The following is a 25019-nucleotide window of genomic DNA, read 5'->3' on the forward strand; positions in this document are numbered from 1 at the left end:
GCGCAACGAACACGGCGCCTGGTGTTCTGCTTGGCAACTCTTCTGTGTGGCAGAATAGTTCCATGACTGACTACGGGCACGAGTTGGTGTTCGGCACGTTCCTCACGCCGAGCGCGGAGGACCCCGAGCGCGTCGTCGCGCTGGCTCAACTGACCGAGCAGGTCGGGTTCGACTTCGCCACCGTGCAAGACCACCCCTACCAGGCCCGGTTCCTCGACACGTGGACGCTGCTGTCGGTGATCGCCGCGCGCACGACGACGCTGCGGGTCACCGCGAACGTCCTCAACCTGCCGCTGCGGCCGCCGGCGGTCCTGGCCAAGAGTGTCGCGTCGCTCGACCTGCTCACCGGCGGCCGGGTGGAACTGGGGCTCGGCGCGGGTGGGTTCGCCGACGCGATCGCCGCGTACGGCGGCCGCCGGCTCACCCCGGCGCAGAGCGTCGATGCGCTCGAGGAGGCGATCCGGGTGATCCGCGCGGTCTGGGCGCCCAGCGGGTCGATCAAGCTCGACGGCGAGTACTACCCGATCCGCGGTGCGCACGCGGGGCCGGCGCCGGCCCACGACGTCGGGATCTGGCTCGGCGCGTACAAGAAGCGGATGCTGGCGCTGACCGGCCGGGCCGCGGACGGGTGGCTCCCCAGCAGCCCGTACGCCGGGCCGGAGAAGCTGCCGGAGATGAACGCGGTGATCGACGCGGCGGCCGAGGAAGCGGGGCGCGATCCGCGGGCGGTCCGGCGCCTCTACAACATCACGCCGGACTTCACCGCCGACCAGCTGGTCGAGCTCACGCTCGAACACGGCATGAGCGGGTACGTCGTGATGGGCGACGACCCCGAGGTGGTGCGTCGGTTCGCCGCCGAGGTGCTTCCCGCCGTCACAGCGTCAGTCGACGCCGAACGCGCGCGCCGAGCGGCCGGGTCGCCGCCCCCCGATCGCACCACCGCCCGGGGCGCCACGACCGCCCCCGCCGCGGGCAACCCCGCCCACCGCGTGGCCCCCACCGGTCTGGGGATCACGCCCACCCGCGACGACGGCGTGCGCTTGTCCGACGTCCAGATGTGGAACGAAGCGGATCGCCCCACCGGGCCGGCACCCGACCCGGACCGCACCTACACGGCGGCGGAGCGCGCCTCCGGCCAGCACCTGATCGACGTGCACGACCACCTGCGCTCGGAACTGGCGACGGTCCGCGACCTGATCGAACAGGTCGCCGAAGGCCTCACCGCCCCGGGTGCGGCGCGCTCGGCGATCAACGCGATGACGATGCGCCAGAACAACTGGACGCTCGGCACGTACTGCGAGTCCTACTGCCGGGTGGTCACCACGCACCACACGCTCGAGGACACCGCGCTGTTCCCGCGGCTGCGCCGGGCGGACGCCGGGCTCGTGCCGGTCGTCGACCGGCTGGCCGAGGAGCACCTGGTGATCCACGAGGTGCTCGAGCGGGTCGACCGGGCGCTGGTGGGCCTGGTCACCGACGAGAAGGACATCGACCAGGTACGGGCCGAGGTCGACCTGCTCTCGGACACGCTGCTCTCGCACCTGGCGTACGAGGAGCGCGAACTGGTCGAACCGCTCTCGCGACTAAAGATTCTCTGACCACTGCTCGTCGGTGAGCAGGTCCGCCATCCCGGTCGCCTCGAGGACGCGCCGGACGAACTGGTTCGGGCGGCAGAGCACCAGCTGCGCGCCGGAACGCCCGGCCGCCCGCGACGCCGCCTCGAAACACCGCGCGCCGGGTCCACCGATCCAGGACACCTGCAACAGGTCGACGATTACCAGGTCGACGGCGTCGATCCGGGCGGCCGCGACGAGGTGCTCCAGCAGCGGGGGTGCGGTGCCCTCATCGATCGTGCCGGCGAGGTGGAAGAGGCCCCACCGCTTGTCCTCGTCCACCACGCGGGTGACCTCGAGGATGCCGTCCGCCGAGGCCAGCGGCACGAGGACGTCAGTTGAGGGCGGGGCGGGCAGGAGGATGCACTGTTGGTGCTCGACCACTACGTCTCCCTGAGATCGGACACGCGCGTAGAGGGCACTACCAGGACGTCACTATGCGGCGTCTTTAACCCTTTCGCGATCCGCTAGGGACGTAACCACCCAAATCATATCCTCTTGACCCAAGGCCTTGCTGCCCGTGGGTCATCGCGCCAGCTGGTCGACGAGCGCTCCGAACGCGCGCGGCAGGCGGGTCGCGGTAGGGACGATCGCGCGGGAGAGCGCGGGGCGGTTGCGGGCCCAGAGCAGGCCGCCGGTGAGCACGCGGTAACGCCGGGACGCCCGGCGCCAGCGTCGTTCGTAGGCCGCGGGCCGGTCGGCGGTGACGCAGGTGACGAGCTCGGCGGCGCCGGCCCAGGCCACCGCGAGGCCCTCGCCGGTGAGCGCATCGACGTACCCGGCTGCGTCGCCGACCAGCAGGACGCGGCCGTGGACACGGGCGGAGACCCGCTGGCGGAGGGGGCCGGCGCCGCGGACGGAGCCGGCGGGGGTGTGCAGCTTGGCCGCGAGGGCGGGGAAGCGGGCGAGCTGGTCGGCGTACGGACCCCGTGCGGTGGTCAGGACGGCTACGCCCACCAGCCCCGGCGCCACCGGGGTCACGTAAGCCTCGGCACCGGGCGTCCAGTGCACCTCGACGAGGTCCGTCCACGGGGCGATCGCATAGTGCTGCCGGAGTCCGTGCCGGGCCGGTCCGCGTGCCTCGCGCTGGAGGCCGAGCGCGCGCCGGATCGGGGAGTGCAGGCCGTCGGCCGCGGCGAGGTACCGCGCCCGGAACCCCGCGGTGGCCACGCCGTGGGCGTCCTGGGTGACGTCGGCGGCGGCGCGGGGCACGACCTCGATATCCGCTTTCGCCACCGCGTCGGTCAGGCTCTCGTGCAGCGCGGTCCGGCGCACGCCGCGGCCTGCGCCGGTGCGGAAGAGCGCGTCGACGCCGCGGGTGGCGTCGGCATAGTGGATGCCGCGGAAGGGCAGGCCGGGAACCTCGACACCGAGCTCCGACAGGAGCGCGACGGCGCTCGGCATGAGGCCCTCGCCGCACGCCTTGTCGATCGGGAACGCCCGCGGCTCCAGCACGGTGACGCTCAGCCCGCGCCGCGCGGCCAGCAAAGCGGTGACGAGCCCTGCTGGCCCACCCCCCGCGACCAGCAGATCGATCACACCGAGGCCAGGGCTCTGTTCTCGGCGCGGATTCGCACGGTGAGCAGACCCGCGTTGAGCACGGTGAAGATCAGAGCGGTGAGCCACGCCGTGTGCACGAGCGGCAGCGCGAACCCCTCCACCACCACCGCGACGTAGTTCGGGTGCGAGAAGTACCGGTACGGACCACCGGTGACCAGTGGCATCCCCGGCACCACGATGATCTTGGTGTTCCACTGGTGCCCGAGCGTGCGGATGCACCACCAGCGCAGCGCCTGCGCGGCCACCACGAGCACCAGCATCGGCCAGCCCAACCACGGCAGGAACGGCCGGTGGAACGCCTCGGCGAGGCAACCGGCCAGCAGCGCGGTGTGCAGCACCACCATGAACGGGTAGTGGCCCGCCCCGTACTCCTGCCCACCGCGCTCCAGTGCCCAGCGCTTGTTGCGCACGGCGACGACCAGCTCGGCGATGCGTTCGGCACCGACCAGCAGCACCACAATGACGTAAAAAGTCACCACCGCAGCAGCACCATTTCCGCGGAGAATCCCGGTCCCATCGCGATCAGCATGCCGGGTGTGCCGGGCTCCGGTGGGCGATCGACGAGAGTGTCCCGGAGGATGTGCAGCACCGACACCGACGACACGTTGCCGATCCGGCGGAGCGAGTTCCAGCTGGCGCCGAGCGCGCCCTCCGGAAGCTCCAATCCGGACTCGATCGCCTGGAGCACCTTCGGCCCGCCGGGGTGGCAGACCCACGTCGTGATGTCGCTCCGGGTCAGCTCGTGCTCGGCGAGGAACTCGTCCACGCCGAGCCGCAGGTGCTTCTCGGCGAGCGTCGGCACCTCGGTGCCGAGCACGACCTTCAGGCCGCTCGCGCCGATGTCGAAGCCCATCGTGCGCAACGTGTCGGGGTAGAGCGCGCTGCGGGTGGCGAGCACGGTGGGGCCGTTGGTCCGCCGGTTCTCGCCCACGGCGACCACCGCTGCGGCACCGTCGCCGAACAGACCGCTGGCGACGAGGTTGGTCGCTGACCGGTCGTCGTACTGCACGGTCAGCGAGCAGAGTTCGACGTTGACCAGCACGGCGACCTGGTCCGGCCAGGCGCGCACGTAGTCGTGCAGTCGGGAGATGCCGACCGCGCCGGCCGCACAGCCGAGCCCGACGATCGGCGTGCGCTTGACGTCGGGGCGCAGTCCGAGGCGCCCCACGAGGTGCGCGTCGAGCGACGGGATCGCGAGGCCGGTGGAGGTCACCGCGAGCAGCGCGTCGACGTCGTCCACTGTGAGCCCGGCGTCGTCGAGCGCGGCCAGGATCGCGCGTTCGCCGAGGTCGATCGCCCCGGCGAGGAACGCGTCGTTGGCGGCACCGAAGTCCGGTAACGGGTACTGGTCGAGGGGGAGGGCGAGGTGCCTGGTCGCGACGCCGGCGGACTGGTGGACACGCTCGAGGAACCGGCGTTGGTTGTCATCGAGCCCGCACGCCTTCGCGACCGCCTCGGTCAGCTCGGCTTGCGGATATCGGTAGTCGGGCAGGACGCCGTGGACCGCGGCGAGCTGTGTCATTACTCGACCGTAAGCGGTCGACGTCGATACCGCCCGTCAGCAAGGCCCACAGCGTCGACGCACTACTCGACGACGAGTTCCACGGGGATGTTGCCGCGGGTGGCGTTGGAGTAGGGGCACACCTGGTGAGCAGCCTCGACGAGCTCGTGACCGGCGTCGCCCTGCAGTGCCTCGGGCAGCTCCACCCGCAGCGTGACGGCCAGGCCGAAGCCACCGCCGTCGGTCGGGTTGAGGCTCACCTCGGCGGTGACGGCCGCGTCCTTGGCGTCGAGCTTGCGCTGCTGGGCGAGCATGCCGAGCGCGCTGGAGAAGCAGGCCGCGTAGCCGGCGGCGAAGAGCTGCTCCGGGTTGGTGCCGGCGCCGCTGCCGCCCATCTCCTTCGGGAACGCGAGCTGGACGTCGATCTGCCCGTCGTTCGTACGGGTGCGCCCGGCCCGGCCGTTGCCGTCAGCGGTGGCGATTGCGGTGTAGAGCGCTGACATGTCGTCGTCCCTTCGATTGGCTGACAGACAGACCTGTCTGTGCGATCTCTAGACTAGACAGATCTGTCTGGTAACTTCAAGGGGTGCCCTCGATCCCCCTCGAATTGCCCGGCGCGTTCGCGCCTGTTTCCGGCGGGCGCCCGCGTGACCGCATCCTGGCGACGGCGAGCGCGCTGTTCTACACGGTGGGCATCCGGGCGGTCGGCATCGACCGGATCATCGCCGAGGCGGGCGTCGCGAAGGCCACCTTCTACCACCATTTCCCCACCAAGGACGCGCTGGTCTGCGCCTACCTCACCGACCTGCACGACCTGCAGGCGGCGGCGTTCGCCACGCTGACGTCGTCGGTCGATCCGGTGGACACGGTGCTGGTGATGTTCGACGCGCTGGGTGAGTTCACCTGCGGTCCCGGCTTCCGGGGGTGCGCGTTCGTCAACGCCGCGGTGGAGTACCCGGACCCGGTCAGTCCGGTGCGCCAGGTCGTCGCCGAGCACCGCCGGTGGTACGCGGACGCGGTGCGGGACGTGCTGGTGGCGGCGGAGCATCCGACCCCGGACGAGACGGCACGGATGCTGGTGATGCTGCGGGACGGCGTGGTGATCAGTGGCCAGGTGGACGACCCGGCCGAGGTGAAGGCGACGCTGCGGGCGGCGGTCACCGCCCTGGTCTGAGGGTTGCACGGTCCGGGGGCGTATGGCCCTCCGAACCGTGCAACCCCGGGAACTAGCTGGCCGGGGTGGCCGGCTGGGGCGAGACCACCGACGGGTCGGTCGCGGTCTGCGTCGTCGTGGTGGTGGTCGTCGTGGTCGTGGTGGCCGGAGCGTCTGTGGCCGGTGCGTCTGTGGCCGGAGCCTCCGGGACCTCGGCGGTCGCGGCGTCGGTGTCCGGCACCTGCGCCGGGTCCGGGGCACCGGTGACCGTGGTGGCGGTGTCCACGGTGCCGTCCGCGTCGGTGTCGGAGTAGACCGTGTCGAACACACCGTCGTCGTTGGTGTCCACGACCACCGCGTCGACGTCGCCGTCGTAGTCGCTGTCGACCTCGACCGCGTCGAAGTCACCGTCGTCGTCGGTGTCCGCGGCCGTCGCGTCGATCACGCCGTCGCCGTTCTGGTCGACGACCGCGTAGTCGAAGTCGCCGTCGCCGTCACGGTCGTAGAGCGCGGTGTCCGCGACGTGGTCGCCGTCGGTGTCGACGATCGCGTAGTCCACGTTGCCGTCGCCGTTGGTGTCGCTCACGACGACGTCGACGTACCCGTCACCGTCCGTGTCGGCCGCGATCGTCTCGGACGTGCCGTCGTGGTCGAGGTCGAGCACCGCGTAGGCCGTGCCGTCCTCGTTCTGGTGCAGGTAGCCGTCGACCGTTCCGTCGCCGTCGTAGTCCAGCGGCACGTCGTTGTCGGCGATCGTGCTGGTGGGGGCGTCTGCGCCGCTGTCGATCGTGTCGCCGCTGTCGCTCATTGTGCTTCCTGTTCTTGACGAGGGGTGTGAGGCGTTCACTTGCTTGTCGACGACACTAGGGGCGCCACCGGGCGTGGGGATCCCTAGTTCGTGCCAGTGACCGGCACCCGACAGTGCACGGGAAACCGGTGCGGGGCCCACGTGGCGATCGGACTAGCATCGATGCCGACATCCGCACGAACTCGAGGAGTTACCAGTGTCCGCAGCACAAGCCGTCCACGCGCCCGCCCCCGTCGTGGTGCCGGCCGGGACGACGGCCGCGGACGCGCTGGTAGCGGCCGGGATACCGGTGGAGGGCGGGGCGGCCGCCGTCGTCGTCCGCGACGCCGAGGGTCAGCTGCGTGACCTCGAGTGGACCCCCGACGCCGAGGCATCGGTCGAGCCGGTGTTCATGGATTCACCGGACGGCTTGAACGTGCTGCGCCACTCCACCGCGCACGTGCTCGCCCAGGCCGTGCAGGACGTCTTCCCCGGCACCCTGCTGGGCATCGGTCCGCCGATCGAGAACGGCTTCTACTACGACTTCCTGCCGGAGAAGCCGTTCACCCCCGACGACCTGAAGCGCCTCGAAAAGCGCATGCAGGAGATCATCAAGGCGAACCAGCGCTTCCACCGCCGTGCCATCACCGACGACGAGGCGCGCAAGGAGCTCTCGCACGAGCGCTTCAAGCTCGAGCTCATCTCGCTGAAGGGAAACGCCGACGCTGAGGGCGCCGACGTCGAGGTGGGCGCCGGCGCTCTGACCATGTACGACAACCTCGACCGCAAGACCGGTGACCGGGTCTGGACGGACCTGTGCCGCGGCCCGCACCTGCCCACCACCCGCAACATCCCGGCGTTCAGCCTGATGCGCTCGGCGGCGGCCTACTGGCGCGGCAGCGAGAAGAACCCCCAGCTGCAGCGCATCTACGGCACCGCGTGGCCCAGCCGCGACGCGCTCAAGGACTACCTGAACCTGCTCGCCGAGGCCGCCAAGCGCGATCACCGCAAGCTCGGCACCGAGCTGGACCTGTTCAGCTTCCCCGACGAGCTGGGCTCGGGCCTGCCGGTGTTCCACCCCAAGGGTGGCGTCATCCGGCGGGAGATGGAGAACTACTCGCGGCAGCGGCACGAGGAGGCGGGGTACGCGTTCGTCAACACCCCGCACATCACCAAGGGTCACCTGTACGAGATCTCCGGCCACCTCGACTGGTACGCCGACGGCATGTTCCCGCCCATGGAGGTCGAGGGCGCGAACTACTACCTCAAGCCGATGAACTGCCCGATGCACGACCTGATCTTCGCCTCGCGCGGGCGGTCGTACCGCGAGCTGCCGCTGCGCATGTTCGAGTTCGGCACCGTGTACCGGTACGAGAAGTCCGGCGTCATTCACGGCCTCACCCGCGTGCGGGGCATGACCCAGGACGACGCGCACATCTTCTGCACCGAGGAGCAGATCGAGGAGGAGCTGACCTCGCTGCTCCAGTTCGTCCTCGACCTGCTGAAGGACTACGGGCTCGACGACTTCTACCTGGAGCTCTCGACCAAGAACCCGGAGAAGTACATCGGGGCCGACGACGTCTGGGAGCGGGCCACCGAGACCCTGCGCCGGGTCGCGACCGACTCCGGGCTCGAGCTGGTGCCCGACCCGGGTGGTGCGGCGTTCTACGGGCCGAAGATCTCCGTGCAGGCGCGGGACGCAATCGGCCGCACCTGGCAGATGTCGACGATCCAGCTCGACTTCATGCTGCCGGAGAAGTTCGAACTCGAGTACCAGGCCGCGGACGGCACCCGGCAGCGGCCGGTCATGATCCACCGAGCGCTGTTCGGGTCGATCGAGCGGTTCTTCGGTGTGCTGACCGAGCACTACGCCGGGGCGTTCCCCGCATGGCTCGCGCCGGTGCAGGTCGTGGGCATTCCGATCGGTGACAACCACGTGGAGTACCTGGAGCAGTTCACCGCCGGGCTCCGCACGAGCGGCGTCCGGGTCGAGGTCGACTCCTCGTCCGACCGGATGCAGAAGAAGATCCGGAACGCGCAGAAGCAGAAGATTCCGTTCATGGTGATCGCCGGTGACGACGACGTGGCCGCCGGCACCGTCTCGTTCCGCTACCGCGACGGTTCGCAGCGCAACGGCGTCCCGCTCGACGCGGCCGCCGAGCACGTCCTCGACGTCGTGCGCTCCCGCACGAACATCGGCCCGTCGGCGCCCGCCGAGACCGCGATCGCCGAAGGCGTCATCGCGGAGGCCTAGGGCCAGGCGTCGGCTAGTAGGGCGCGGGTCTCCCCGAGGAGTTCGGGGAGCACCTTCGTCTGGCCGACGACCGGCATGAAGTTGGTATCGCCGCCCCACCGGGGCACCACGTGCTGGTGCAGGTGGTCGGCGATGCCGGCGCCCGCCACGGAGCCCTGGTTCATGCCGATGTTGAACCCGTGCGCACCGGACACCTTGCGCACCGCGCGCATGGCGTCCTGGGTGAACGATCCGAGTTCGGCCACCTCGGCCTCGGAGAGGTCGGTGTAGTCCGGCACGTGCCGGTACGGCACGACCATCAGGTGACCGGAGTTGTACGGGTACAGGTTCAACAGGGCGTAAACCGTCGTCCCCCGGACGATGATCAGCCCGTCTTCGTCGGTCAGCGTCGGCATCACGCAGAACGGGCACCCGTCGTCCGGCTGAGTGTCGTTCTTGATGTACGCCATCCGGTGCGGCGTCCACAGCCGCTGGAAGTGATCGGGGTCGCCGGCCCCCTGCTGGTGTTCGATCTGGGGCCCCGTCATACCGTCAGATCCTAAGGCTGCTCGGAGAGCGCCTTCGTGACCAGGTTCGGCGGCATCGGCTCGTACCGGGCGAACGTGCGGGTGAACGTCGCCGTGCCGGACGTCAGCGAACGCAGCTCGGGGGAGTAGCGGGTGAGCTCCGCCGCGGGCACTTCTGCGCGCACGACGGTCCGCTCGTGTTCGTCGGGCTCGGTGCCCAGCACCCGCCCGCGCCGCCCGGACAGATCGCTCATCACCGGCCCGACGTAGGAGTCCGGCACCGTGATGTCGACCTCGTCCACCGGTTCGAGCAGGCTGATCGACCCGGCCGACGCCGCTTCCCGCAGCGCGATCGACCCGGCCATCTGGAACGCCGCGTCCGAGGAGTCGACGCTGTGCGCCTTGCCGTCGACGAGCGTCACCCGGATGTCGACGACGGGGAACCCGGCGACCAGGCCGCGCTCCATCTGCTGGCGGACGCCCTTCTGCACCGACGGGATGTACTGGTGCGGCACCGCACCGCCGACCACCCGGTCGACGAACTCGAACCCGCCGCCGGTGGGCAGCGGCTCGATCTCGATGTCGCAGATCGCGTACTGGCCGTGGCCGCCGGATTGTTTGACGTGCCGTCCGTGGCCCTTCGCCGGTCCGCCGAACGTCTCGCGGAGCGGCACCCGCACCGGTTCGGTGTCCAGTTCGACGCCCCCGGCACGCAGCCGGTCGAGGACGACGTCGGCGTGGGCCTCGCCCATCGTCCAGAGCACGAGCTGACCGGTCTCGGGGTTGCGCTCCATGCGCAGGGTGGCGTCGCCGGCGACGAGCCGGGACAGGTTCTTGGCCAGGGCGTCCTCGTCGCTGCGGGTCTTCGCCACGACGGCGACCGGCAGCAGCGGTTCCGGCAGCTCCCAGGGGGCGACGAGCAGCGGCTGCTCCTTCGCCGAGATCGTGTCACCGGTCTCCGCGCTGCCGACCTTGGTCAGCGCGCACAGGTCGCCGGCTACCGCGTACGGGACCTCGCGGAGGCTCGTGCCGAGGGGGGAGTAGAGATGGGCGGCCCGCTCGTCGGCGTCGTGGTCGGCCCACGCCTCGTCGGCCGCGTGGGCGTCGTCGTGAGCGCGGACGCCGTGGCCGGAGACGTGCACCGTGTCCTCGGCGCGCAGCGTCCCGGAGAAGACGCGGACCAGCGAGACACGTCCGACGTACGGGTCGACGGTCGTCTTCACGACCTCGGCGACCAGCGGCCCCGCCGGGTCGGCGGTGATCATCTCGTACGGCTCGCCGTCGACGGTGGTGACGACCGGCGCGGGCCGCTCGTCCGGCGGCGGGCACGCGCGGACGATGCCGTCGAGCAGTTCCACAAGACCGACGCCGGTGCTCGGGTCGGCGGGCAGCACCGGGTAGAACGAACCCCGGGACACCGCGGTCTCCAGGTCGGCGATCAGGACGTCGGGGTCGATCTCCTCGCCGGCGAGGTAGCGGTCCATGAGGGTCTCGTCCTCGCTCTCGGCGATGATCCCCTCGATGAGGTTGTTGCGGGACTCCTCGATCAGCTCGAGGTGCTCGGGGTCGGCGGGCCGGATCACCGGCTCCGGAGAATCGCCGCTGTAGTCGTAGATCTGCTGCGTGATGAGGCCGAAGAGCCCGGCGGTGCGGGTCTGCTCGGTGGCGCCGTCGATGCCGCCGAGGAAGTCCGCCAGCGACTGCTTGCCCGAGGTGGGCGGGGCACCCTCGACGGCCTCGTGGACCGGCACGTACAGCGGCAGCACGCCGTCACCGAAGACGCGCTGGCAGATCGCGACCGACTCGTCGAAGTCCGCGCGGGGGTGGTCGAGCCGGGTGACGACGACCGCGCGGGGCATCCCCACCCGGGCGCACTCCTCCCAGAGCGCGATCGTGCTGGCGTCGATGCCGTCGACGGCCGAGATGACGAACAGCGCGGCGTCGGCCGCACGCAGCCCCGCGCGCAGTTCACCGACGAAGTCGGCGTAACCGGGGGTGTCCAGGAGGTTGATCTTGACGCCCCGGTGGATCACCGGCGCGAGGTTCAGCGTCACCGACCGCTGCTGGCGCACCGCGGCGGGATCGCAGTCGCAGACCGTGGTGCCGTCGACCACCGACCCGGCCCGGCTGATCGTTCCGGTCGCCACCAGCAACGCCTCGACCAGCGTGGTCTTTCCGGCTCCGGAATGACCGACCAGGACGACGTTGCGCAGCGACCGTGGATCGTCGACGACCGGGCCGCTGGTACTAGCGCGGTCGGGACTGCCCGCCACCTTCTGTGCCATCGGAGCCTCCTCGCGGTCCGGCAGGTCCGTGTGACCGATCCCACACCGGTGCCCCGGTGCGGGGCAAGACCTGTGCGGTCCCGGCAATTCTTCCGGGCGCCACAGCCGCCCCACGAGTAAGGCAGGCCTCACTTCGTGTCGTCCCGGTGGCGGGACGGTGTTGGCCATGGCGCTCCCGGGTCGGCCAGGGGGGTCCCGGCGCCGCGGAGAGGGCGAGGCTGGTCGCGGGCTATCGTGGGCTGGCCCCCGCTGACCCCCACAGCCTTCGAGAACGGATCCGCATGCTCAGTTCGGCGCGTGACCGGATTCAACGTGTCACCGGCCCGATCGGGTCCGCGCTGGTGCGTACCGGCCTGACCCCGGACGCCATGACGCTGATCGGCACGACCGGTGTCGTGCTGTCGTCGATCTTCCTGGTCGTTCCCGGGCACGTGCTCGCCGGTGGGATCGCGATCACGTTCTTCGCGCTCACCGACATGCTCGACGGGGCGATGGCCAGAGCCCGCGGCTGGTCGAGCCGCTGGGGTGCGTTCCTCGACTCGACGTGCGACCGGCTCGCCGACGCGTCGATCTTCGCGGCGGCCGCGTACTGGCTGTTCCGCTCCGACCGCGACTCGGCCGGGATCGCGGCGTTGCTCTGCCTGATCACCGGCGTGCTCGTCTCGTACGCGAAGGCGCGTGCCGAGGGGTTGGGGCTCACCGCGAACGTCGGGATCGCCGAGCGCACCGAACGGCTGGTGCTGGTCGGCGTCGGCGGCGTCGTCGAGGTGCTCGGGGTGCCCGGCGGCATCGAGTGGATCCTGTGGCTGCTCGTCGCGCTCGCCTCGTTCACTGTCGGGCAGCGGGTGAAGGTGGTCTGGGACCAGACCAAGGACGACCGGGTCAGCCCGGACCGCCGCCTCGACACCGGCCCCGTCCCACCCCCGGCCGGCTATCCCGAGCCGGCTCCGGAAGGGCCCGCGGCTGAGCCCGGCGCGGCCACGCCGCCCGCCGGACCGACGGCCGAGGCGGGACGGGAGAAGGCGTGAACACGCGGGTCACGGTGGCGGCGTACGCCGCCGGGTGGAAGTTGGTCCGGGTACTCCCGGAGCGCCCGGTGAAGGCGCTGTTCGAATTCGGCGCCGCCCGGTTCGCCCGGCGCGGTGGCCCGGCCCCGACGCGCCTGGCCGCGAACCTGCGCCGGGTCGTGGGGCCGGATGCCGACCTCGACGCGCTGACCGAGCAGGGCCTCCGGTCCTACGCGCGCTACTGGCACGAGGCGTTCCGGCTGCCGGACTGGTCCGAGGAGGAGATCAACCGGCGGTTCGTACTGGAGAACGTCGAGGTGCTCGACAAGGCGGTCGCCGCGGGCAACGGCGCGATCGTCGCGTTGCCGCACGCTGCGAACTGGGACCTCGCCGGTGCGTGGGCGACGCTGCACGGGATCCCGGTCACCACGGTCGCCGAGCGGCTCAAGCCCGAGGACCTGTACCAGCGCTTCCTCGACTTCCGTCGCCGGCTCGGGATGGAGATCCTGCCGCTCACCGGCGGCACGCGTCACCCCCTGGACGTGCTGACCGAGCGCGCCCGCGAGGGCCGCGTCGTCGTGCTGCTCGCCGACCGGGACCTGTCCTCGCGCGGCATCGAGGTCGAGTTCTTCGGCGAGACGACGAAGATGCCCGCCGGACCGGCGATCCTGGCGCTGCGCACCGGCGCACCACTGTTCGGGCTCAAAGCCTGGAACGACGGCCCGATGACGCGCGCCAGGGTGATCGGCCCGCTCGAGGTCCTCGACGACCCCGACGCGGCGCGCGACCCCGTCCAGATCGCGGCCGTCACGCAGCGGATCGCGGACGCGCTCGCGGAAGGCATCGCCGAGCATCCCGTCGACTGGCACATGCTGCAGCCGCTCTGGCTGGCCGACCTGCCGGCGCGCAAGAAGCGCACGAGCTGACCGATGCGCGTCGGAATCGTCTGCCCCTACTCGTTCGACGTGCCCGGCGGTGTCCAGGCGCACGTCCGTGACCTGGCCGAGGCCCTGATCGGCCTCGGCCACGAGGTGTCGGTGCTGGCGCCCGCGGAGGAGCCTGCCGACGGCGGGCAGGAGCTCCCGCCGTACGTGCACCCGGCCGGACGCGCGGTGCCGGTGCCCTACAACGGGTCGGTGGCCCGGCTGGCGTTCGGGCCGCTGTCGCTGGCCCGCGTGCGGCGCTGGCTGCGCGACGGCCGGTTCGACGTGCTGCACGTCCACGAACCGATCGCGCCGTCGCTGTCGCTGCTGGCCTGCGTCGCGGCGACCGGCCCCATCGTGGCGACGTTCCACACCGCGACGCAGCGCTCCCGGACGCTGGCCGCGGTGCACAGCGCCCTGCAGCCGGTGCTGGAGAAGATCACCGCCCGGATCGCGGTATCGGCGCTGGCCCGGCGCGTGCAGGTCGAGCACCTCGACGGCGGCGCGGTGGAGATCCCGAACGGCGTGGCGGTCGGGAAGTTCGCGGACGCCACACCGCTGCCGGGGTGGCCCGGTGAAGGCGGTGCGCTGGGGTTCCTGGGCCGGTTCGGCGAACCCCGCAAGGGCTTTCCGATCCTGGCGGACGCGTTCACCCGACTAGCGCCGGAACGGCCGGGCTTGAGGCTGCTGGTCGCGGGCCCCGGTGACGCCGACGACGCGCTCGACGCGTTCCCTCGCGCGCTGCGGTCCCGCGTCACCCTGCTCGGCATGGTCTCGGAGACCGACAAAGCCCGGATGCTGAGCAGCGTCGACGTCTACGTGGCACCGAACACCGGCGGGGAGTCGTTCGGGATCATCCTCACCGAGGCGATGGCCGCCGGCGCGACGATCGCGGCCAGCGACCTCGACGCGTTCCGCCGGGTGCTCGACGACGGGCGCGCGGGCGCGCTGTTCCCGAACGGGCAGCCGGCCGCGCTCGCCGCGTGCCTGGGTGCGCTGCTCGACAACCCGGCGCGGCGTCGCTCGCTGGCGGCGGTGGGACAAGCCACGGTGGCCGCGTTCGACTGGCCGGTCGTGGCCGCGCGCGTGGTCGACGTCTACCAGAGCGCGATCGCCGCCTATCCGAGCGAACCGACAGTCACCGACGCAGACGAAAGTTCCACCCTTCGTTTGCCTTCTTATCTTCGCGAACGGCTGCGGTAACACTCCGGATTTACCGAGGCGATACAGTCGCTTCGTGGACTGGCCGGTCGTCGTCGTAGTGACGCTCGTCCTCGTCCTGCTGTACGTCTGGTGGCTCTCCCGCCGCATCGTCCGGCTCACCGCCCGCACGGCCGCCGCCCTCGATGCGCTCGAGGAACAGCTCAGCCGCCGTGCGAAGGCCGCTGCCACGCTTCCGGGCGCGCACGACGTCGCCTCGGTGGCTTTGACCAGCGGTCCACCGGATGCGGACTCCCGCCAGGGAGCGGAGAACGACCTGGTCCGCGAGCTGCGGCACCTCGGAACCGCAGCGCTCGACGCCCCCGATCTGCTGGTCCAGAACCGGCGGCTGGTCGTCGCGCGGCAGGTCTACAACGACGCGGTTCGCGACACCCGTTCCCTGCGTACGGCCCGGATCCCGCGGATCTTCTGGCTTGCGCGCCGGCAACCGCTCCCGCAGTATTTCGACGTCGACGAGCTGGACCTGGACGCGTTGGAGCACGGCCGCCGCGAGCGCGAAGCCATCCGCCGGGCCGCCGCGGAGGATGTCGGCAGGGCCACAAGCGGCCAGTCGTAGCCAACTGGCTCGCAGAGCTAGCATGGATTGATTTCTCCGAACTCCCACGTAGTGAAAGGCCGGATAACCGTGTCCGCCCAGCCCCAGAACCCCGCAGGTACGACCGGTACCGCCCGAGTGAAGCGCGGCATGGCCGAGATGCTCAAGGGCGGCGTGATCATGGACGTCGTCACGCCGGACCAGGCGAAGATCGCCGAGGACGCCGGTGCGGTCGCGGTCATGGCGCTGGAGCGCGTGCCGGCCGACATCCGCGCCCAGGGCGGTCTGGCCCGGATGAGCGACCCGGACATGATCGAGGGCATCGTCTCCGCGGTGTCGATCCCGGTGATGGCCAAGGCGCGGATCGGGCACTTCGTCGAGGCGCAGGTGCTGCAGGCGCTGGGCGTCGACTACGTGGACGAGTCGGAGGTGCTCACGCCCGCCGACGAAGAGCACCACATCGACAAGTGGGCGTTCACGGTTCCGTTCGTGTGCGGTGCGACGAACCTGGGCGAGGCGCTGCGCCGCATCGCCGAGGGCGCGGCGATGATCCGCTCCAAGGGCGAGGCCGGTACCGGCAACGTCGTCGAGGCCACCCGGCACATGCGCTCGATCCGTACGGAGATCCGCCGCCTGACGACGCTCGACGAGACCGAGCTGTTCGTCGCGGCGAAGAACCTGCAGGCGCCGTACGAGTTGGTCAAGGAAGTCGCTTCGCTGGGCAAGCTGCCGGTCGTGCTGTTCACCGCCGGTGGCATCGCCACCCCGGCCGACGCCGCCATGATGATGCAGCTGGGTGCCGAGGGTGTGTTCGTCGGCTCGGGCATCTTCAAGTCCGGTGACCCGGCCAAGCGCGCCGAGGCCATCGTCAAGGCCACGACGTTCCACGACGACCCCGACGTCATCGCGAAGGTCTCGCGTGGCCTCGGCGAGGCGATGGTGGGCCTGAACGTCGACACGCTGCCGGTCGATCAGAAGTACGCGAACCGCGGCTGGTGATCGGGGTCTTCGCCCTTCAGGGCGACGTTCGTGAGCATGTGCACGCATTGACGGCGTCCGGCGCTTCCGCGATCGCGGTGCGCCGGCCGTCGGAACTGGCGCAGGTCGACGGCCTGGTGATCCCGGGCGGCGAGTCCACCGTGATGAGCCGGCTGTCGAAGGTGTTCGGGCTGCTCGAGCCGATCCGGGAACGGATCGCTTCCGGGATGCCGGTCTACGGGTCGTGCGCGGGAATGATCATGCTCGCCTCCACCGTGCTGGACGGCCGCGCCGACCAGGAGAGCTTCGGCGGCATCGACATGACCGTGCGCCGGAACGCGTTCGGTCGCCAGGTCGATTCGTTCGAGACCGACCTGGAGTTCTCCGGCGTCGAGGGCGACCCGGTGCACGCCGTTTTCATTCGTGCACCGTGGGTCGAAGGGGTCGCCCCGGACGTCGAAGTTCTCGCCCGGGTAAGCGGCGGTCCAGCGGACGGTAGGATCGTCGCGGTCCGGCAGGGGAACCTGCTGGCAACTTCCTTCCACCCGGAGTTGACGGGTGACCTCCGCGTGCACGATCTGTTCGTGCGGATGGTCCAGGAGGCGGACAACCAAGCGACCGAGGAGGCAGTACGGTGAGCGGCCACTCCAAATGGGCTACTACGAAGCACAAAAAGGCCGTCATCGACGCCAAGCGCGGCAAGATGTTCGCCAAGCTGATCAAGAACGTCGAGGTCGCGGCCCGCACGGGCGGCGGCGACCCGGCCGGTAACCCCACCCTCTACGACGCCATCCAGAAGGCGAAGAAGAGCTCGGTCCCGAACGACAACATCGACCGTGCGGTCAAGCGCGGATCCGGTGCCGAGGGCGGCGGAGCCGACTACCAGAACATCACGTACGAGGGGTACGGCCCGAACGGCGTCGCGGTGCTGATCGAGTGCCTCACCGACAACCGCAACCGGGCGGCGTCCGAGGTGCGCATCGCGATGACGCGCAACGGTGGCCAGATGGCCGACCCGGGGTCCGTCTCGTACCTGTTCCACCGCAAGGGCGTCATCATCGTCCCCAAGGGTGAGCTCTCGGAAGACGACGTGCTGCTGGCGGTGCTGGAGGCCGGCGCCGAGGAGGTCAACGACCTCGGCGAGGAGTTCGAGGTCGTCAGCGAGTCGACGGACCTGGTCGCCGTGCGTACCGCGCTGCAGGACGCCGGCATCGACTACGACTCGGCCGACTCGTCTTTCGTGCCGAGCATGCAGATCCCGCTCGACGTCGAGGGCGCGCGCAAGGTGTTCAAGCTGATCGACGCGCTCGAGGACAGCGACGACGTGCAGAACGTCTATGCGAACTTCGACGTCTCCGACGAGGTCATGGCCGAGGTCGACTAGCCGCTGTGGTTTGATCCACTACGTACCGAACAACTGTACGGAGGTGGACGGGCTTGCGTGTGCTCGGAGTCGATCCGGGGCTCACCCGCTGCGGGGTCGGTGTGGTGGATGGTGCGCCCGGCCGGCGGTGCGGTCTGGTCCACGTGGACGTGATCCGCACTCCGGCCGACGCCGAGCTGGGGTCGCGGCTGATGGCGATCGCGGATGCGCTGGCCGTCGCGGTCGAGCAGTTCCGTCCTGACTTCGTCGCGGTGGAGCGGGTGTTCGCGCAGCACAACGTGCGGACGGTGATGGGGACCGCGCAGGTGGCCGGGTTGGCGTTGGTGGCCGCTACGCGTGCCGGGGTTCCGGTGGCGATGCACACGCCGTCGGAGGTGAAGGCCGCGGTGACGGGTTCCGGCTCCGCCGACAAGGCCCAGGTCGGCACGATGGTCGCCCGAATCCTCGGCCTCGGCGCCGTCCCCAAACCCGCCGACGCCGCCGACGCCCTGGCCCTGGCCATCTGCCACGTGTGGCGGGCCCCCACTCAGGCGAGGCTGGCCGCTGCCCTCGACCGTGGCCGGGGTGGCGCCCCGCGAAGCGGTCCCGATCCGGCGTCCTCCAGCGCGCTCGACGGGGACCGCTTCCGGACGTCGGCCGCGGGTCGCGAGGCGCTTCCTGCGGCCGCCGGAAGTGGTCCCGATGCGGCGGGTTCCGGCGCGCCGGAACGGGACCGCTCGAAGGCGGTGGGGGAGTGATCGCCTCGGTGCGGGGGGAAGTGGCGGCCGTGGGGCCGGATGGGGCCGTGGTGGAGGTCGGGGGTGTCGGGATGGCGGTGCACTGCACGCCGGCGACGCTCTCCGGCCTGCGGATCGGCTCGTCGACGCGGCTGGCGACGAGCCTCGTCGTGCGTGAGGACTCGCTCACGCTCTACGGGTTCGCCACCGACGACGAGCGCATGCTCTTCGAACTGCTCCAGACCGCGAGCGGCGTCGGGCCCCGCCTGGCCCTCGCGGTGCTCGCCGTCCACTCTCCCGACGCCGTCCGCGTGGCCATCGCGGGCGCGGACACCGCGGCACTGACGCGCGTTCCCGGCATCGGCAAGAAGGGCGCCGAACGCCTCGTGCTCGAACTGCGCGACCGCATCGGATCGGTCGACCCCGTAGCCGTGCCCGGCCTGGCCCCCGCCGGCGGCTGGCAGGTCGCGGTGCGTGAGGGCCTCACCGGGCTGGGCTGGTCGGCGAAGGAAGCCGAGGACGCGGTGGGCATCGTGGCCGCCGACTTCGAGGGCAAACCCGTCGAGGTCGCGACCGCGCTCCGCCGCGCCATCCAGGTGCTGGGCAAGAACCGATGACCGCGAACGGCTTCGGTCCGGGCCCGAGCGGATCACCGGACGACGTGGTGTCGGCCTACGCGGCGCCGGACGAGCGGGACGTCGAGACCAGTTTGCGGCCGCGGCAGCTGGACGAGTTCATCGGGCAGCATCGCGTCCGCGAACAGCTCGAGGTGCTGCTGCGCAGCGCGCAGCGACGGAACCGCCCCCCGGACCACATCCTGCTCTCCGGCCCCCCGGGTCTCGGCAAGACGAGCCTCGCGATGATCGTCGCGGCCGAACTCGGCAGCGCGATCCGCGTCACGAGCGGCCCGGCGATCGAACGCTCCGGCGACCTCGCCGCGGTCCTCACCACGCTCGCCCACGGCGACGTGCTGTTCATCGACGAGATCCACCGCATCGCCCGCCCGGCCGAGGAACTCCTGTACTCGGCCATGGAGGACTTCCGCGTCGACGTCGTCGTCGGCAAAGGACCGGGCGCGACCGCGATCCCCCTCGACGTGGAGCCGTTCACGCTGGTCGGCGCCACCACACGCTCGGGCCTGCTGACCGGCCCCCTGCGCGACCGGTTCGGCTTCGTCGCGCACCTCGACTTCTACGGTGCCGCCGACCTCGAACGCGTCCTCGACCGCTCGGCGAACATCCTCAGCGTCCGCATCGACACGGCCGGAAGAGCCGAGATCGCCAGCCGATCCCGGGGCACCCCCCGAATCGCGAACCGCCTGCTGCGACGGGTGCGCGACTACGCGGAGGTCCGCGCCGACGGCATCGTCACCGAGGACATCGCGCGCGCCGCCCTCGCGGTGTACGAGGTGGACCGCGTCGGACTCGACCGGCTCGACCGCGCCGTCCTGGACGCCCTGGTGTCGTCGTTCGGCGGCGGCCCGGTGGGGCTCTCGACGCTCGCCGTGGCGGTGGGGGAGGAGCCCGGCACCGTCGAGGAGGTCGCCGAACCGTTCCTCGTCCGGGCGGGCCTGCTCGCCCGCACCCCGCGCGGCCGGATCGCGACACCAGCCGCCTGGGCCCACCTCGGCAAGACACCACCCCCCGGCTCGCCCGCCGCGCTGGCCGCCGGAACCGCGCCGGCCGACCCGGACGATCTGTTCGGCGGCGGTTTCCGCGCCGCGCCCTGACGAACTCCCGGTGAAACGCGAGGAATCGGCGGTCGTGCGCCGTCTCGAGACTCGATTCGACGACAATTCGCGCGGGTCCGCGTTCAACCGGAACGATGGCTCGGAGCGGGGCGTTGACGATCAGTCGTCGAGGAAGCCGGCGACGCGATCGGTCGTGTCGGGTTACCGCGTGACGGCCGCCCGAGCGTCTGCTACTAGACTTCCGCAGTCGCACCCCCGCTAACGAATTTCCTGAGAGGGCCTTCCGTGCTAGAAGCCGCAGAACAGTCCCAGGGCGGTGGGAGCATTTTGCCGCTGCTGCTCCTGGTCGGTGTGTTCGCGCTGATGTACTTCCTGGTCATCCGACCGCAGTCGCAGCGCCGCAAGCAGATGACCCAGATGCAGAGCACGGTCGAAGAGGGCGCGCCGGTCATGACCCTCGGCGGTCTGTACGGCACGGTGGTGACCGCGGACAGCGAGTCGGTGGTCCTGGAGGTCTCGCCCGGCGTGACCAACCGGTACGCGCGCCAGGCGATCGCCAAGGTGCTGTCCGACGAGGAAGCCGTCAAGGCGGGCCTGGCGCCCAACGAAGACGCAATCGACGAGGACGACATCCCGGTCACCGACGCCGCGGTGGTCGACACCACGCCGGTCGTCGTCGAGCCGGTCGAGACCACGGCCACCGAGACCAAGGCGCCCGAGGCCCCGATCGCTCCGGCGGCTCCGGTCACCCCGGCGGCTCCGGTGGACCCCACCGCCGACCCGCGTCCGGCCTCCGAGGCCGACAGCAGCACCGACCGTCGTTGAGCACCGGCCGGTGGCGCGCACGGAGTAGCGTCGCGTCACCGGCCGCGCCCGGCAAGGGCCTGCACGTCGCGGGCCGACCGGATAGCGTCACCAATCGGACGTACCGCCGCTGCTCCCGAGCCGACCACGAGGCCGGGCCGGGCCACGCACTCGCGCGGCGGTAACGGAGAACTCACCCGGGGCAGCAAGCAATGCCGCCCGGAGCACTGAAGGAGACCTTTCAGCGTGGCACCACCTCGCGGACAGCTGCGTGCCGGGCGGTATCTCGCCGTCCTCGCGGTCATCGTGATCGCGCTCTACGCGCTCGTGTTCCTTCAGGGCAAGGGGTCGGTCACCGACAAGCTCACGCCCCGGCTCGGTCTCGACCTGCAGGGCGGCACCACGGTGACGCTCCGCGCGGCGCAGGAGAACGGCAAGGCGCCCGACGCCGAGCAGCTCGAACAGGCGCGGCAGATCATCGAGAACCGGGTCAACGGAACCGGTGTCGCCGAGGCCGAGGTCGTCACCGAGGGCGACAGCAACATCGTCATCAACGCCCCGGGCGAGAACAACGACGCGATCAAGCAGGTCGGCGAGCCGGCCCAGCTGCGGTTCCGCGCGGTTCTCGAGTCCGCCCAGGACATCGACGCGATCAAGGCGACCGCGTCGCTCGCGGCCACGCCGACCCCGTCGACGTCCGGCACGGCGAGCCCCAACCCGTCCGGCAGCGCGACCCCGTCCGGCAGCGCGTCGCCCAGCACGTCGACGTCCGCCCAGACCAACGCCAGCCCGTCCGCCTCGGGCAACGGCGGCGGCGGTAGCGACGCCGCCGGTGGCGGCGGGTCCGCCCCGCAGGCGGCGCCCGCGGCCGCTCCGGCCGCGTTCTCCGCCGCTGAGGACACGCCGACCCCGTCGGCGCCCGCGTCGCCGTCCGCTGCGGCGAGCCCGTCCGCGTCCGCCGGTGCCACCCCGTCGGGGAGCCCGAGTCCGACCCCGGCCGCGACACCGACGTCGGCGAGCCAGGCCGCGCTGCAGAAGTCCGCGCTGGCCAAGTTCCCGGCGGAAGCCGCGACCTACGTCCAGCAGGGCACCGCCGAGGACTTCGCCGGTGCGGCCACCAACCCGCAGCTCGCCGCGATCTTCGAGCCGGGCGCCAAGAAGCTGACCGAGGCCGAGGTCGCCGCGCTGCCGATCGACTGGCAGTTCAAGGTCCCGTGGATCACCTGCAAGATGCTCAACGAGCGTCCGGCCGGTTCGGTCGACCCGGTCAACCAGCAGGTCGTCGCCTGCCAGGACACCACGAAGTACAAGCTGGAGAAGGCCGGTGTCGTCGGCACCGACATCAACACCGCGAGCTTCACCTTCGACCAGCGGCAGGGTGGCTGGATCGTCAACCTGAAGTTCAACAGCAAGGGCCAGGACAAGTGGACCGACCTCACCAAGGCCACGCTGAACAAGCAGGTCGCGGTCGTCCTGGACAACGACGTGGTCTCGGCGCCCACCACCAACCAGGTGATCACCGGTGACACCCAGATCAGCGGTCAGTTCACCAAGGCCGAGGCGCAGGACCTCGCGGCGAAGCTGAAGTTCGGCGCGCTGCCGCTCTCGTTCACGGTCGAGACCGCGGAGACGATCAGCCCGACGCTCGGCATCGAGCAGCTCGAAGCCGGCCTGCTCGCCGGTGGCATCGGCCTGGGCCTCGTCGTCATCTACTCGCTGCTCTACTACCGGGCCCTGGGCCTGGTGACGATCGCCAGCCTGGTCGCGTCCGGCGCGATCATCTACGCGTCGATCATCCTGCTCGGACGCCAGATCGGCCTCACGCTGACGCTCGCCGGTGTCGCCGGCTTCATCGTCGCGGTCGGTATCACCGCCGACTCGTTCGTCGTCTTCTTCGAACGATTGAAGGACGAGGTGCGCGACGGCCGCAGCGTCCGCTCGGCGGTTCCCCGGGCCTGGGTCCGCGCCCGGCGCACGATCCTGTCGGCCGACGCGGTGTCGTTCCTCGCCGCCGCGGTGCTCTACATCCTGGCCGTCGGCGCCGTGAAGGGCTTCGCGTTCACGCTGGGCCTGTCCACGCTGGTCGACATCATCATCGTTTTCCTCTTCACCCACCCGCTGGTCGCCCTGCTCTCCCGGTCGAAGCGGTTCACGTCACCGCGCTTCTCCGGGCTGGGTACGCTGCGTAAGGCCTCCGACGCGCCTGCCGCCGGAGCTGCCGGACGGCGCGCGACCGCCCGTCGTGTCAGCCCGAAGGAGTCCTGAGATGGGACTGGCCGGACGCCTCTACCGGGGCGAAACGAACTGGGACTTCATCGGTTCCCGGAAGCGCTGGTACATCGCGTCCCTGGTGATCGGTGTTCTCCTGATCGCCACGATCGCGTTCCGGGGCTTCAACTGGGGCATCGAGTTCTCCGGTGGTACGTCGTTCGTGTTCCAGCAGCCGAAGGGCGTCACGCTGGAGCAGGTCGCCGAGACCGTCGACGACGCCGGCGTCGAGGTGCAGACGCAGCAGGAGGCCGGCCGCGGCGACGACGCGAAGTTCGTTCTCAAGACCGCGTCGCTGAGCCCGGCGCAGACCACCGAGATCAAGCAGACGCTCGCCGAGAAGTACGACATCAGCGCCAACGACATCACCGACAACGCGGTGAGCTCGTCCTGGGGCGGGCAGGTCACCGACAAGGCGCTGATCGCGCTGGTCGTCTTCCTCGTCCTGGTCGCCGCGTACCTGGCGATCCGGTTCGAGGCGAAGATGGCGATCGCCGCGCTCCTGGCGCTGCTGCACGACCTGCTGTTGACGGCCGGTGTCTACTCGATCGTCGGCTTCGAGGTGACGCCGTCGACGATCGTCGGTCTTTTGACGATCCTCGGTTTCTCGCTGTACGACACGGTCGTCGTGTTCGACAAGGTCTCCGAGGACACCCGCGGCATCGTCGGCGGTTCGCGCATCGACTACGCCGAGGCCGCGAACAACGCGGTGAACGAGACGCTGATGCGCTCGATCAACACCTCGCTGATCTCGCTGCTGCCCGTCGGTGGTCTGCTGTTCGTCGGTGCGGGCCTGCTCGGCGTCGGCACGCTCAAGGACCTCGCGCTGGTGCTGTTCGTCGGTCTGGCGGCCGGTGCTTACTCGTCGCTGTTCCTGGCGACGCCGTGGCTGGTCGACATGAAGGAGCGCGAGCCGCGCTACAAGGCGCTCAAGGAGCGCGTGAGGAACAAGCGCGCGAACGCTCCCAAGGTCGCCGAGACGGTCGCTGACGACGACGACCAGGTGGACGAGATCACCGACGTCGACGACGACACGGACGACGTCGACCGCGAGCCGGCCACCGCCGCGGCGAGCGCCCGTACCCGGAGCACCACCCGGCCGGCGCAGCAGCAGAACCGCCGGCGTTCCGGTGGCAGCCGTCCGGGTCGCCCGAGCGGGAGCCGCAAGAAGCGATGACGGCTGAACATGTGTCACACGGTCCGGTCGGTGGCCGGATCGGCAGCGGTCCGGTCACGCCGGCGGCCGTGCGCGACTTGATCGCCGCGCACGTCGTCGACGTCCCGGACTTCCCGAAGCCCGGCGTCGGGTTCAAGGACCTCACCCCGCTGTTCGCCGACGGACCCGCGTTCGCGCAGGTGATCGACGCGATCGCGACGGAGTACGGGGGCGCGTTCGACGTCGTCGCCGGGATCGAGGCGCGCGGATTCGTGCTGGCGGCCGCCGTGGCGTACGCCAGCGGTGCGGGCCTGGTGCCGATCCGGAAGGCCGGAAAGCTGCCGCGCACGACGGTGTCGGCGGCTTATGCCCTCGAGTACGGCGAGGCCGTGCTCGAAGTTCACGCGGACGCGTTCGACCCCGGTGCCCGGGTGCTGCTCCTCGACGACGTGCTGGCCACCGGCGGCACGGCCGCGGCCGCGATCTCGTTGGTCGAGCAGGCCGGTGGGAACGTCGTGGGGTTCTCGGTGCTGATGGAACTGGCGTTCCTCGATGGGCGCTCGCGCCTCGGCGAACGGGAAGTGCACGCCTTGCTAACGGTGTAAGGGCATCAACCGGACGGCCTAGGTGTTGTGACCAGAAGGGCAGCAGTCGCTGTCCTGGGCTCCTGTGGAAGGC

24 protein-coding genes and 1 pseudogene are annotated in these 25019 nt (G+C 70.8%); 17 read left to right on the plus strand and 8 right to left on the minus strand.

Annotated elements, in window-relative coordinates:
* Nucleotides 1-62: 62 nt before the first annotated feature.
* Nucleotides 63-1598 (plus strand): LLM class flavin-dependent oxidoreductase, encoded by a 1536-nt coding sequence (locus ACGFY5_RS29795; RefSeq protein ID WP_392724892.1) that lies wholly within the window; start codon nt 63-65, stop codon nt 1596-1598.
* Here ACGFY5_RS29795 and ACGFY5_RS29800 read toward each other — a convergent pair.
* The 5 genes from ACGFY5_RS29800 to ACGFY5_RS29820 all read right to left on the minus strand — a co-directional run bounded on the left by ACGFY5_RS29800 (nt 1584) and on the right by ACGFY5_RS29820 (nt 5177).
* Nucleotides 1584-1997: an STAS domain-containing protein gene (locus tag ACGFY5_RS29800; RefSeq protein WP_392724893.1), complete on the minus strand. Its 414-nt coding sequence runs from the start codon at nt 1995-1997 to the stop codon at nt 1584-1586. The two genes, ACGFY5_RS29795 and ACGFY5_RS29800, sit on opposite strands and share 15 nt — an antisense overlap.
* A gap of 141 nt (nt 1998-2138) precedes the next feature.
* A complete protein-coding gene (locus ACGFY5_RS29805; protein ID WP_392724895.1) occupies nt 2139-3152 on the minus strand; it encodes an NAD(P)/FAD-dependent oxidoreductase in 1014 nt (337 codons plus the stop codon).
* Complete coding sequence (locus ACGFY5_RS29810) at nt 3149-3649, minus strand: isoprenylcysteine carboxyl methyltransferase family protein (RefSeq protein WP_392725066.1); 501 nt, start codon at nt 3647-3649, stop codon at nt 3149-3151. Before ACGFY5_RS29810 ends, ACGFY5_RS29805 begins: the two co-directional genes overlap by 4 nt.
* Nucleotides 3646-4695, minus strand: coding sequence for a type III polyketide synthase (locus ACGFY5_RS29815; RefSeq protein ID WP_392724897.1), 1050 nt, complete (start codon nt 4693-4695; stop codon nt 3646-3648). Before ACGFY5_RS29815 ends, ACGFY5_RS29810 begins: the two co-directional genes overlap by 4 nt.
* Before the next feature lie 62 nt (nt 4696-4757).
* The gene (locus ACGFY5_RS29820) at nt 4758-5177 is read right to left on the minus strand and encodes an organic hydroperoxide resistance protein (RefSeq protein WP_392724898.1); all 420 of its coding nucleotides are present in this window, start codon (nt 5175-5177) and stop codon (nt 4758-4760) included.
* Between the two features lie 83 nt (nt 5178-5260).
* Here ACGFY5_RS29820 and ACGFY5_RS29825 point away from each other — a divergent pair, with 83 nt between their 5' ends.
* Nucleotides 5261-5848 (plus strand): TetR/AcrR family transcriptional regulator, encoded by a 588-nt coding sequence (locus ACGFY5_RS29825; RefSeq protein WP_392724900.1) that lies wholly within the window; start codon nt 5261-5263, stop codon nt 5846-5848.
* A 52-nt stretch (nt 5849-5900) separates the two neighbouring features.
* Here ACGFY5_RS29825 and ACGFY5_RS29830 read toward each other — a convergent pair whose 3' ends face one another.
* Complete coding sequence (locus ACGFY5_RS29830) at nt 5901-6635, minus strand: hypothetical protein (RefSeq protein ID WP_392724901.1); 735 nt, start codon at nt 6633-6635, stop codon at nt 5901-5903.
* A 196-nt stretch (nt 6636-6831) separates the two neighbouring features.
* On the opposite strand from ACGFY5_RS29830, the gene thrS reads away from it, so the two are divergent.
* A complete protein-coding gene (gene thrS, locus ACGFY5_RS29835; RefSeq protein ID WP_392724903.1) occupies nt 6832-8868 on the plus strand; it encodes a threonine--tRNA ligase in 2037 nt (678 codons plus the stop codon).
* Here thrS and ACGFY5_RS29840 read toward each other — a convergent pair.
* Both ACGFY5_RS29840 and ACGFY5_RS29845 read right to left on the minus strand, forming a co-directional pair.
* On the minus strand, nt 8865-9395 hold the full coding sequence (locus ACGFY5_RS29840; RefSeq protein ID WP_392724904.1) for an HIT family protein: 531 nt from the start codon (nt 9393-9395) through the stop codon (nt 8865-8867). The genes thrS and ACGFY5_RS29840 overlap by 4 nt on opposite strands.
* 11 nt (nt 9396-9406) lie before the next feature.
* Complete coding sequence (locus tag ACGFY5_RS29845) at nt 9407-11659, minus strand: elongation factor G-like protein EF-G2 (RefSeq protein WP_392724906.1); 2253 nt, start codon at nt 11657-11659, stop codon at nt 9407-9409.
* A gap of 281 nt (nt 11660-11940) precedes the next feature.
* Here ACGFY5_RS29845 and pgsA point away from each other — a divergent pair.
* The 14 genes and pseudogenes from pgsA to ACGFY5_RS29915 all read left to right on the plus strand — a co-directional run.
* A pseudogene (gene pgsA / locus ACGFY5_RS29850) lies at nt 11941-12531 on the plus strand (phosphatidylinositol phosphate synthase); the annotation flags it as partial.
* 152 nt (nt 12532-12683) lie between these two features.
* The gene (locus ACGFY5_RS29855) at nt 12684-13592 is read left to right on the plus strand and encodes a phosphatidylinositol mannoside acyltransferase (protein ID WP_392724908.1); all 909 of its coding nucleotides are present in this window, start codon (nt 12684-12686) and stop codon (nt 13590-13592) included.
* Between the two features lie 3 nt (nt 13593-13595).
* Nucleotides 13596-14792, plus strand: coding sequence for a glycosyltransferase family 4 protein (locus ACGFY5_RS29860; RefSeq protein WP_392724910.1), 1197 nt, complete (start codon nt 13596-13598; stop codon nt 14790-14792).
* 34 nt (nt 14793-14826) lie between these two features.
* On the plus strand, nt 14827-15366 hold the full coding sequence (locus ACGFY5_RS29865) for a hypothetical protein (RefSeq protein WP_392724912.1): 540 nt from the start codon (nt 14827-14829) through the stop codon (nt 15364-15366).
* A gap of 63 nt (nt 15367-15429) precedes the next feature.
* Nucleotides 15430-16344 carry a pyridoxal 5'-phosphate synthase lyase subunit PdxS gene (pdxS, locus tag ACGFY5_RS29870; protein ID WP_392725068.1) on the plus strand — a complete coding sequence of 305 codons (915 nt, stop codon included), beginning with the start codon at nt 15430-15432 and terminating at the stop codon, nt 16342-16344.
* Nucleotides 16338-16961, plus strand: a complete 624-nt coding sequence (gene pdxT / locus ACGFY5_RS29875; protein WP_392725070.1) for a pyridoxal 5'-phosphate synthase glutaminase subunit PdxT — start codon at nt 16338-16340, stop codon at nt 16959-16961. The genes pdxS and pdxT overlap by 7 nt, the downstream gene beginning before the upstream one ends.
* Complete coding sequence (locus ACGFY5_RS29880) at nt 16958-17707, plus strand: YebC/PmpR family DNA-binding transcriptional regulator (RefSeq protein WP_392724913.1); 750 nt, start codon at nt 16958-16960, stop codon at nt 17705-17707. Before pdxT ends, ACGFY5_RS29880 begins: the two co-directional genes overlap by 4 nt.
* A gap of 53 nt (nt 17708-17760) precedes the next feature.
* Nucleotides 17761-18444: a crossover junction endodeoxyribonuclease RuvC gene (gene ruvC / locus ACGFY5_RS29885; protein ID WP_392724914.1), complete on the plus strand. Its 684-nt coding sequence runs from the start codon at nt 17761-17763 to the stop codon at nt 18442-18444.
* Nucleotides 18441-19040 (plus strand): Holliday junction branch migration protein RuvA, encoded by a 600-nt coding sequence (gene ruvA, locus ACGFY5_RS29890; RefSeq protein WP_392724916.1) that lies wholly within the window; start codon nt 18441-18443, stop codon nt 19038-19040. Before ruvC ends, ruvA begins: the two co-directional genes overlap by 4 nt.
* A complete protein-coding gene (gene ruvB / locus ACGFY5_RS29895) occupies nt 19037-20152 on the plus strand; it encodes a Holliday junction branch migration DNA helicase RuvB (RefSeq protein WP_392724918.1) in 1116 nt (371 codons plus the stop codon). The genes ruvA and ruvB overlap by 4 nt, the downstream gene beginning before the upstream one ends.
* Nucleotides 20153-20398: 246 nt before the next feature.
* Complete coding sequence (gene yajC, locus ACGFY5_RS29900) at nt 20399-20938, plus strand: preprotein translocase subunit YajC (RefSeq protein WP_392724919.1); 540 nt, start codon at nt 20399-20401, stop codon at nt 20936-20938.
* A gap of 225 nt (nt 20939-21163) precedes the next feature.
* Nucleotides 21164-23182 (plus strand): protein translocase subunit SecD, encoded by a 2019-nt coding sequence (gene secD / locus ACGFY5_RS29905; RefSeq protein WP_392724921.1) that lies wholly within the window; start codon nt 21164-21166, stop codon nt 23180-23182.
* A 1-nt stretch (nt 23183) separates the two neighbouring features.
* On the plus strand, nt 23184-24362 hold the full coding sequence (gene secF / locus ACGFY5_RS29910) for a protein translocase subunit SecF (RefSeq protein ID WP_392724922.1): 1179 nt from the start codon (nt 23184-23186) through the stop codon (nt 24360-24362).
* Nucleotides 24359-24946 carry an adenine phosphoribosyltransferase gene (locus tag ACGFY5_RS29915; protein ID WP_392724923.1) on the plus strand — a complete coding sequence of 196 codons (588 nt, stop codon included), beginning with the start codon at nt 24359-24361 and terminating at the stop codon, nt 24944-24946. Before secF ends, ACGFY5_RS29915 begins: the two co-directional genes overlap by 4 nt.
* Nucleotides 24947-25019: the final 73 nt, after the last annotated feature.

Origin of the sequence: Cryptosporangium sp. NPDC048952 (genome assembly GCF_043197895.1) — a bacterium.
GTDB lineage: Bacteria > Actinomycetota > Actinomycetes > Mycobacteriales > Cryptosporangiaceae > Cryptosporangium.

Coding starts and splice junctions, on each gene's coding strand:
- ACGFY5_RS29820 (WP_392724898.1), bottom strand. CDS start 5,177: ATGTCAGCGCTCTACACCGCAATCGCCACCGCTGACGGCAACGGCCGG.
- ACGFY5_RS29845 (WP_392724906.1), bottom strand. CDS start 11,659: ATGGCACAGAAGGTGGCGGGCAGTCCCGACCGCGCTAGTACCAGCGGC.
- ACGFY5_RS29860 (WP_392724910.1), top strand. CDS start 13,596: ATGCGCGTCGGAATCGTCTGCCCCTACTCGTTCGACGTGCCCGGCGGT.
- ACGFY5_RS29840 (WP_392724904.1), bottom strand. CDS start 9,395: ATGACGGGGCCCCAGATCGAACACCAGCAGGGGGCCGGCGACCCCGAT.
- ACGFY5_RS29795 (WP_392724892.1), top strand. CDS start 63: ATGACTGACTACGGGCACGAGTTGGTGTTCGGCACGTTCCTCACGCCG.
- ACGFY5_RS29815 (WP_392724897.1), bottom strand. CDS start 4,695: ATGACACAGCTCGCCGCGGTCCACGGCGTCCTGCCCGACTACCGATAT.
- ruvB (WP_392724918.1), top strand. CDS start 19,037: ATGACCGCGAACGGCTTCGGTCCGGGCCCGAGCGGATCACCGGACGAC.
- ACGFY5_RS29915 (WP_392724923.1), top strand. CDS start 24,359: ATGACGGCTGAACATGTGTCACACGGTCCGGTCGGTGGCCGGATCGGC.
- secF (WP_392724922.1), top strand. CDS start 23,184: ATGGGACTGGCCGGACGCCTCTACCGGGGCGAAACGAACTGGGACTTC.
- ACGFY5_RS29830 (WP_392724901.1), bottom strand. CDS start 6,635: ATGAGCGACAGCGGCGACACGATCGACAGCGGCGCAGACGCCCCCACC.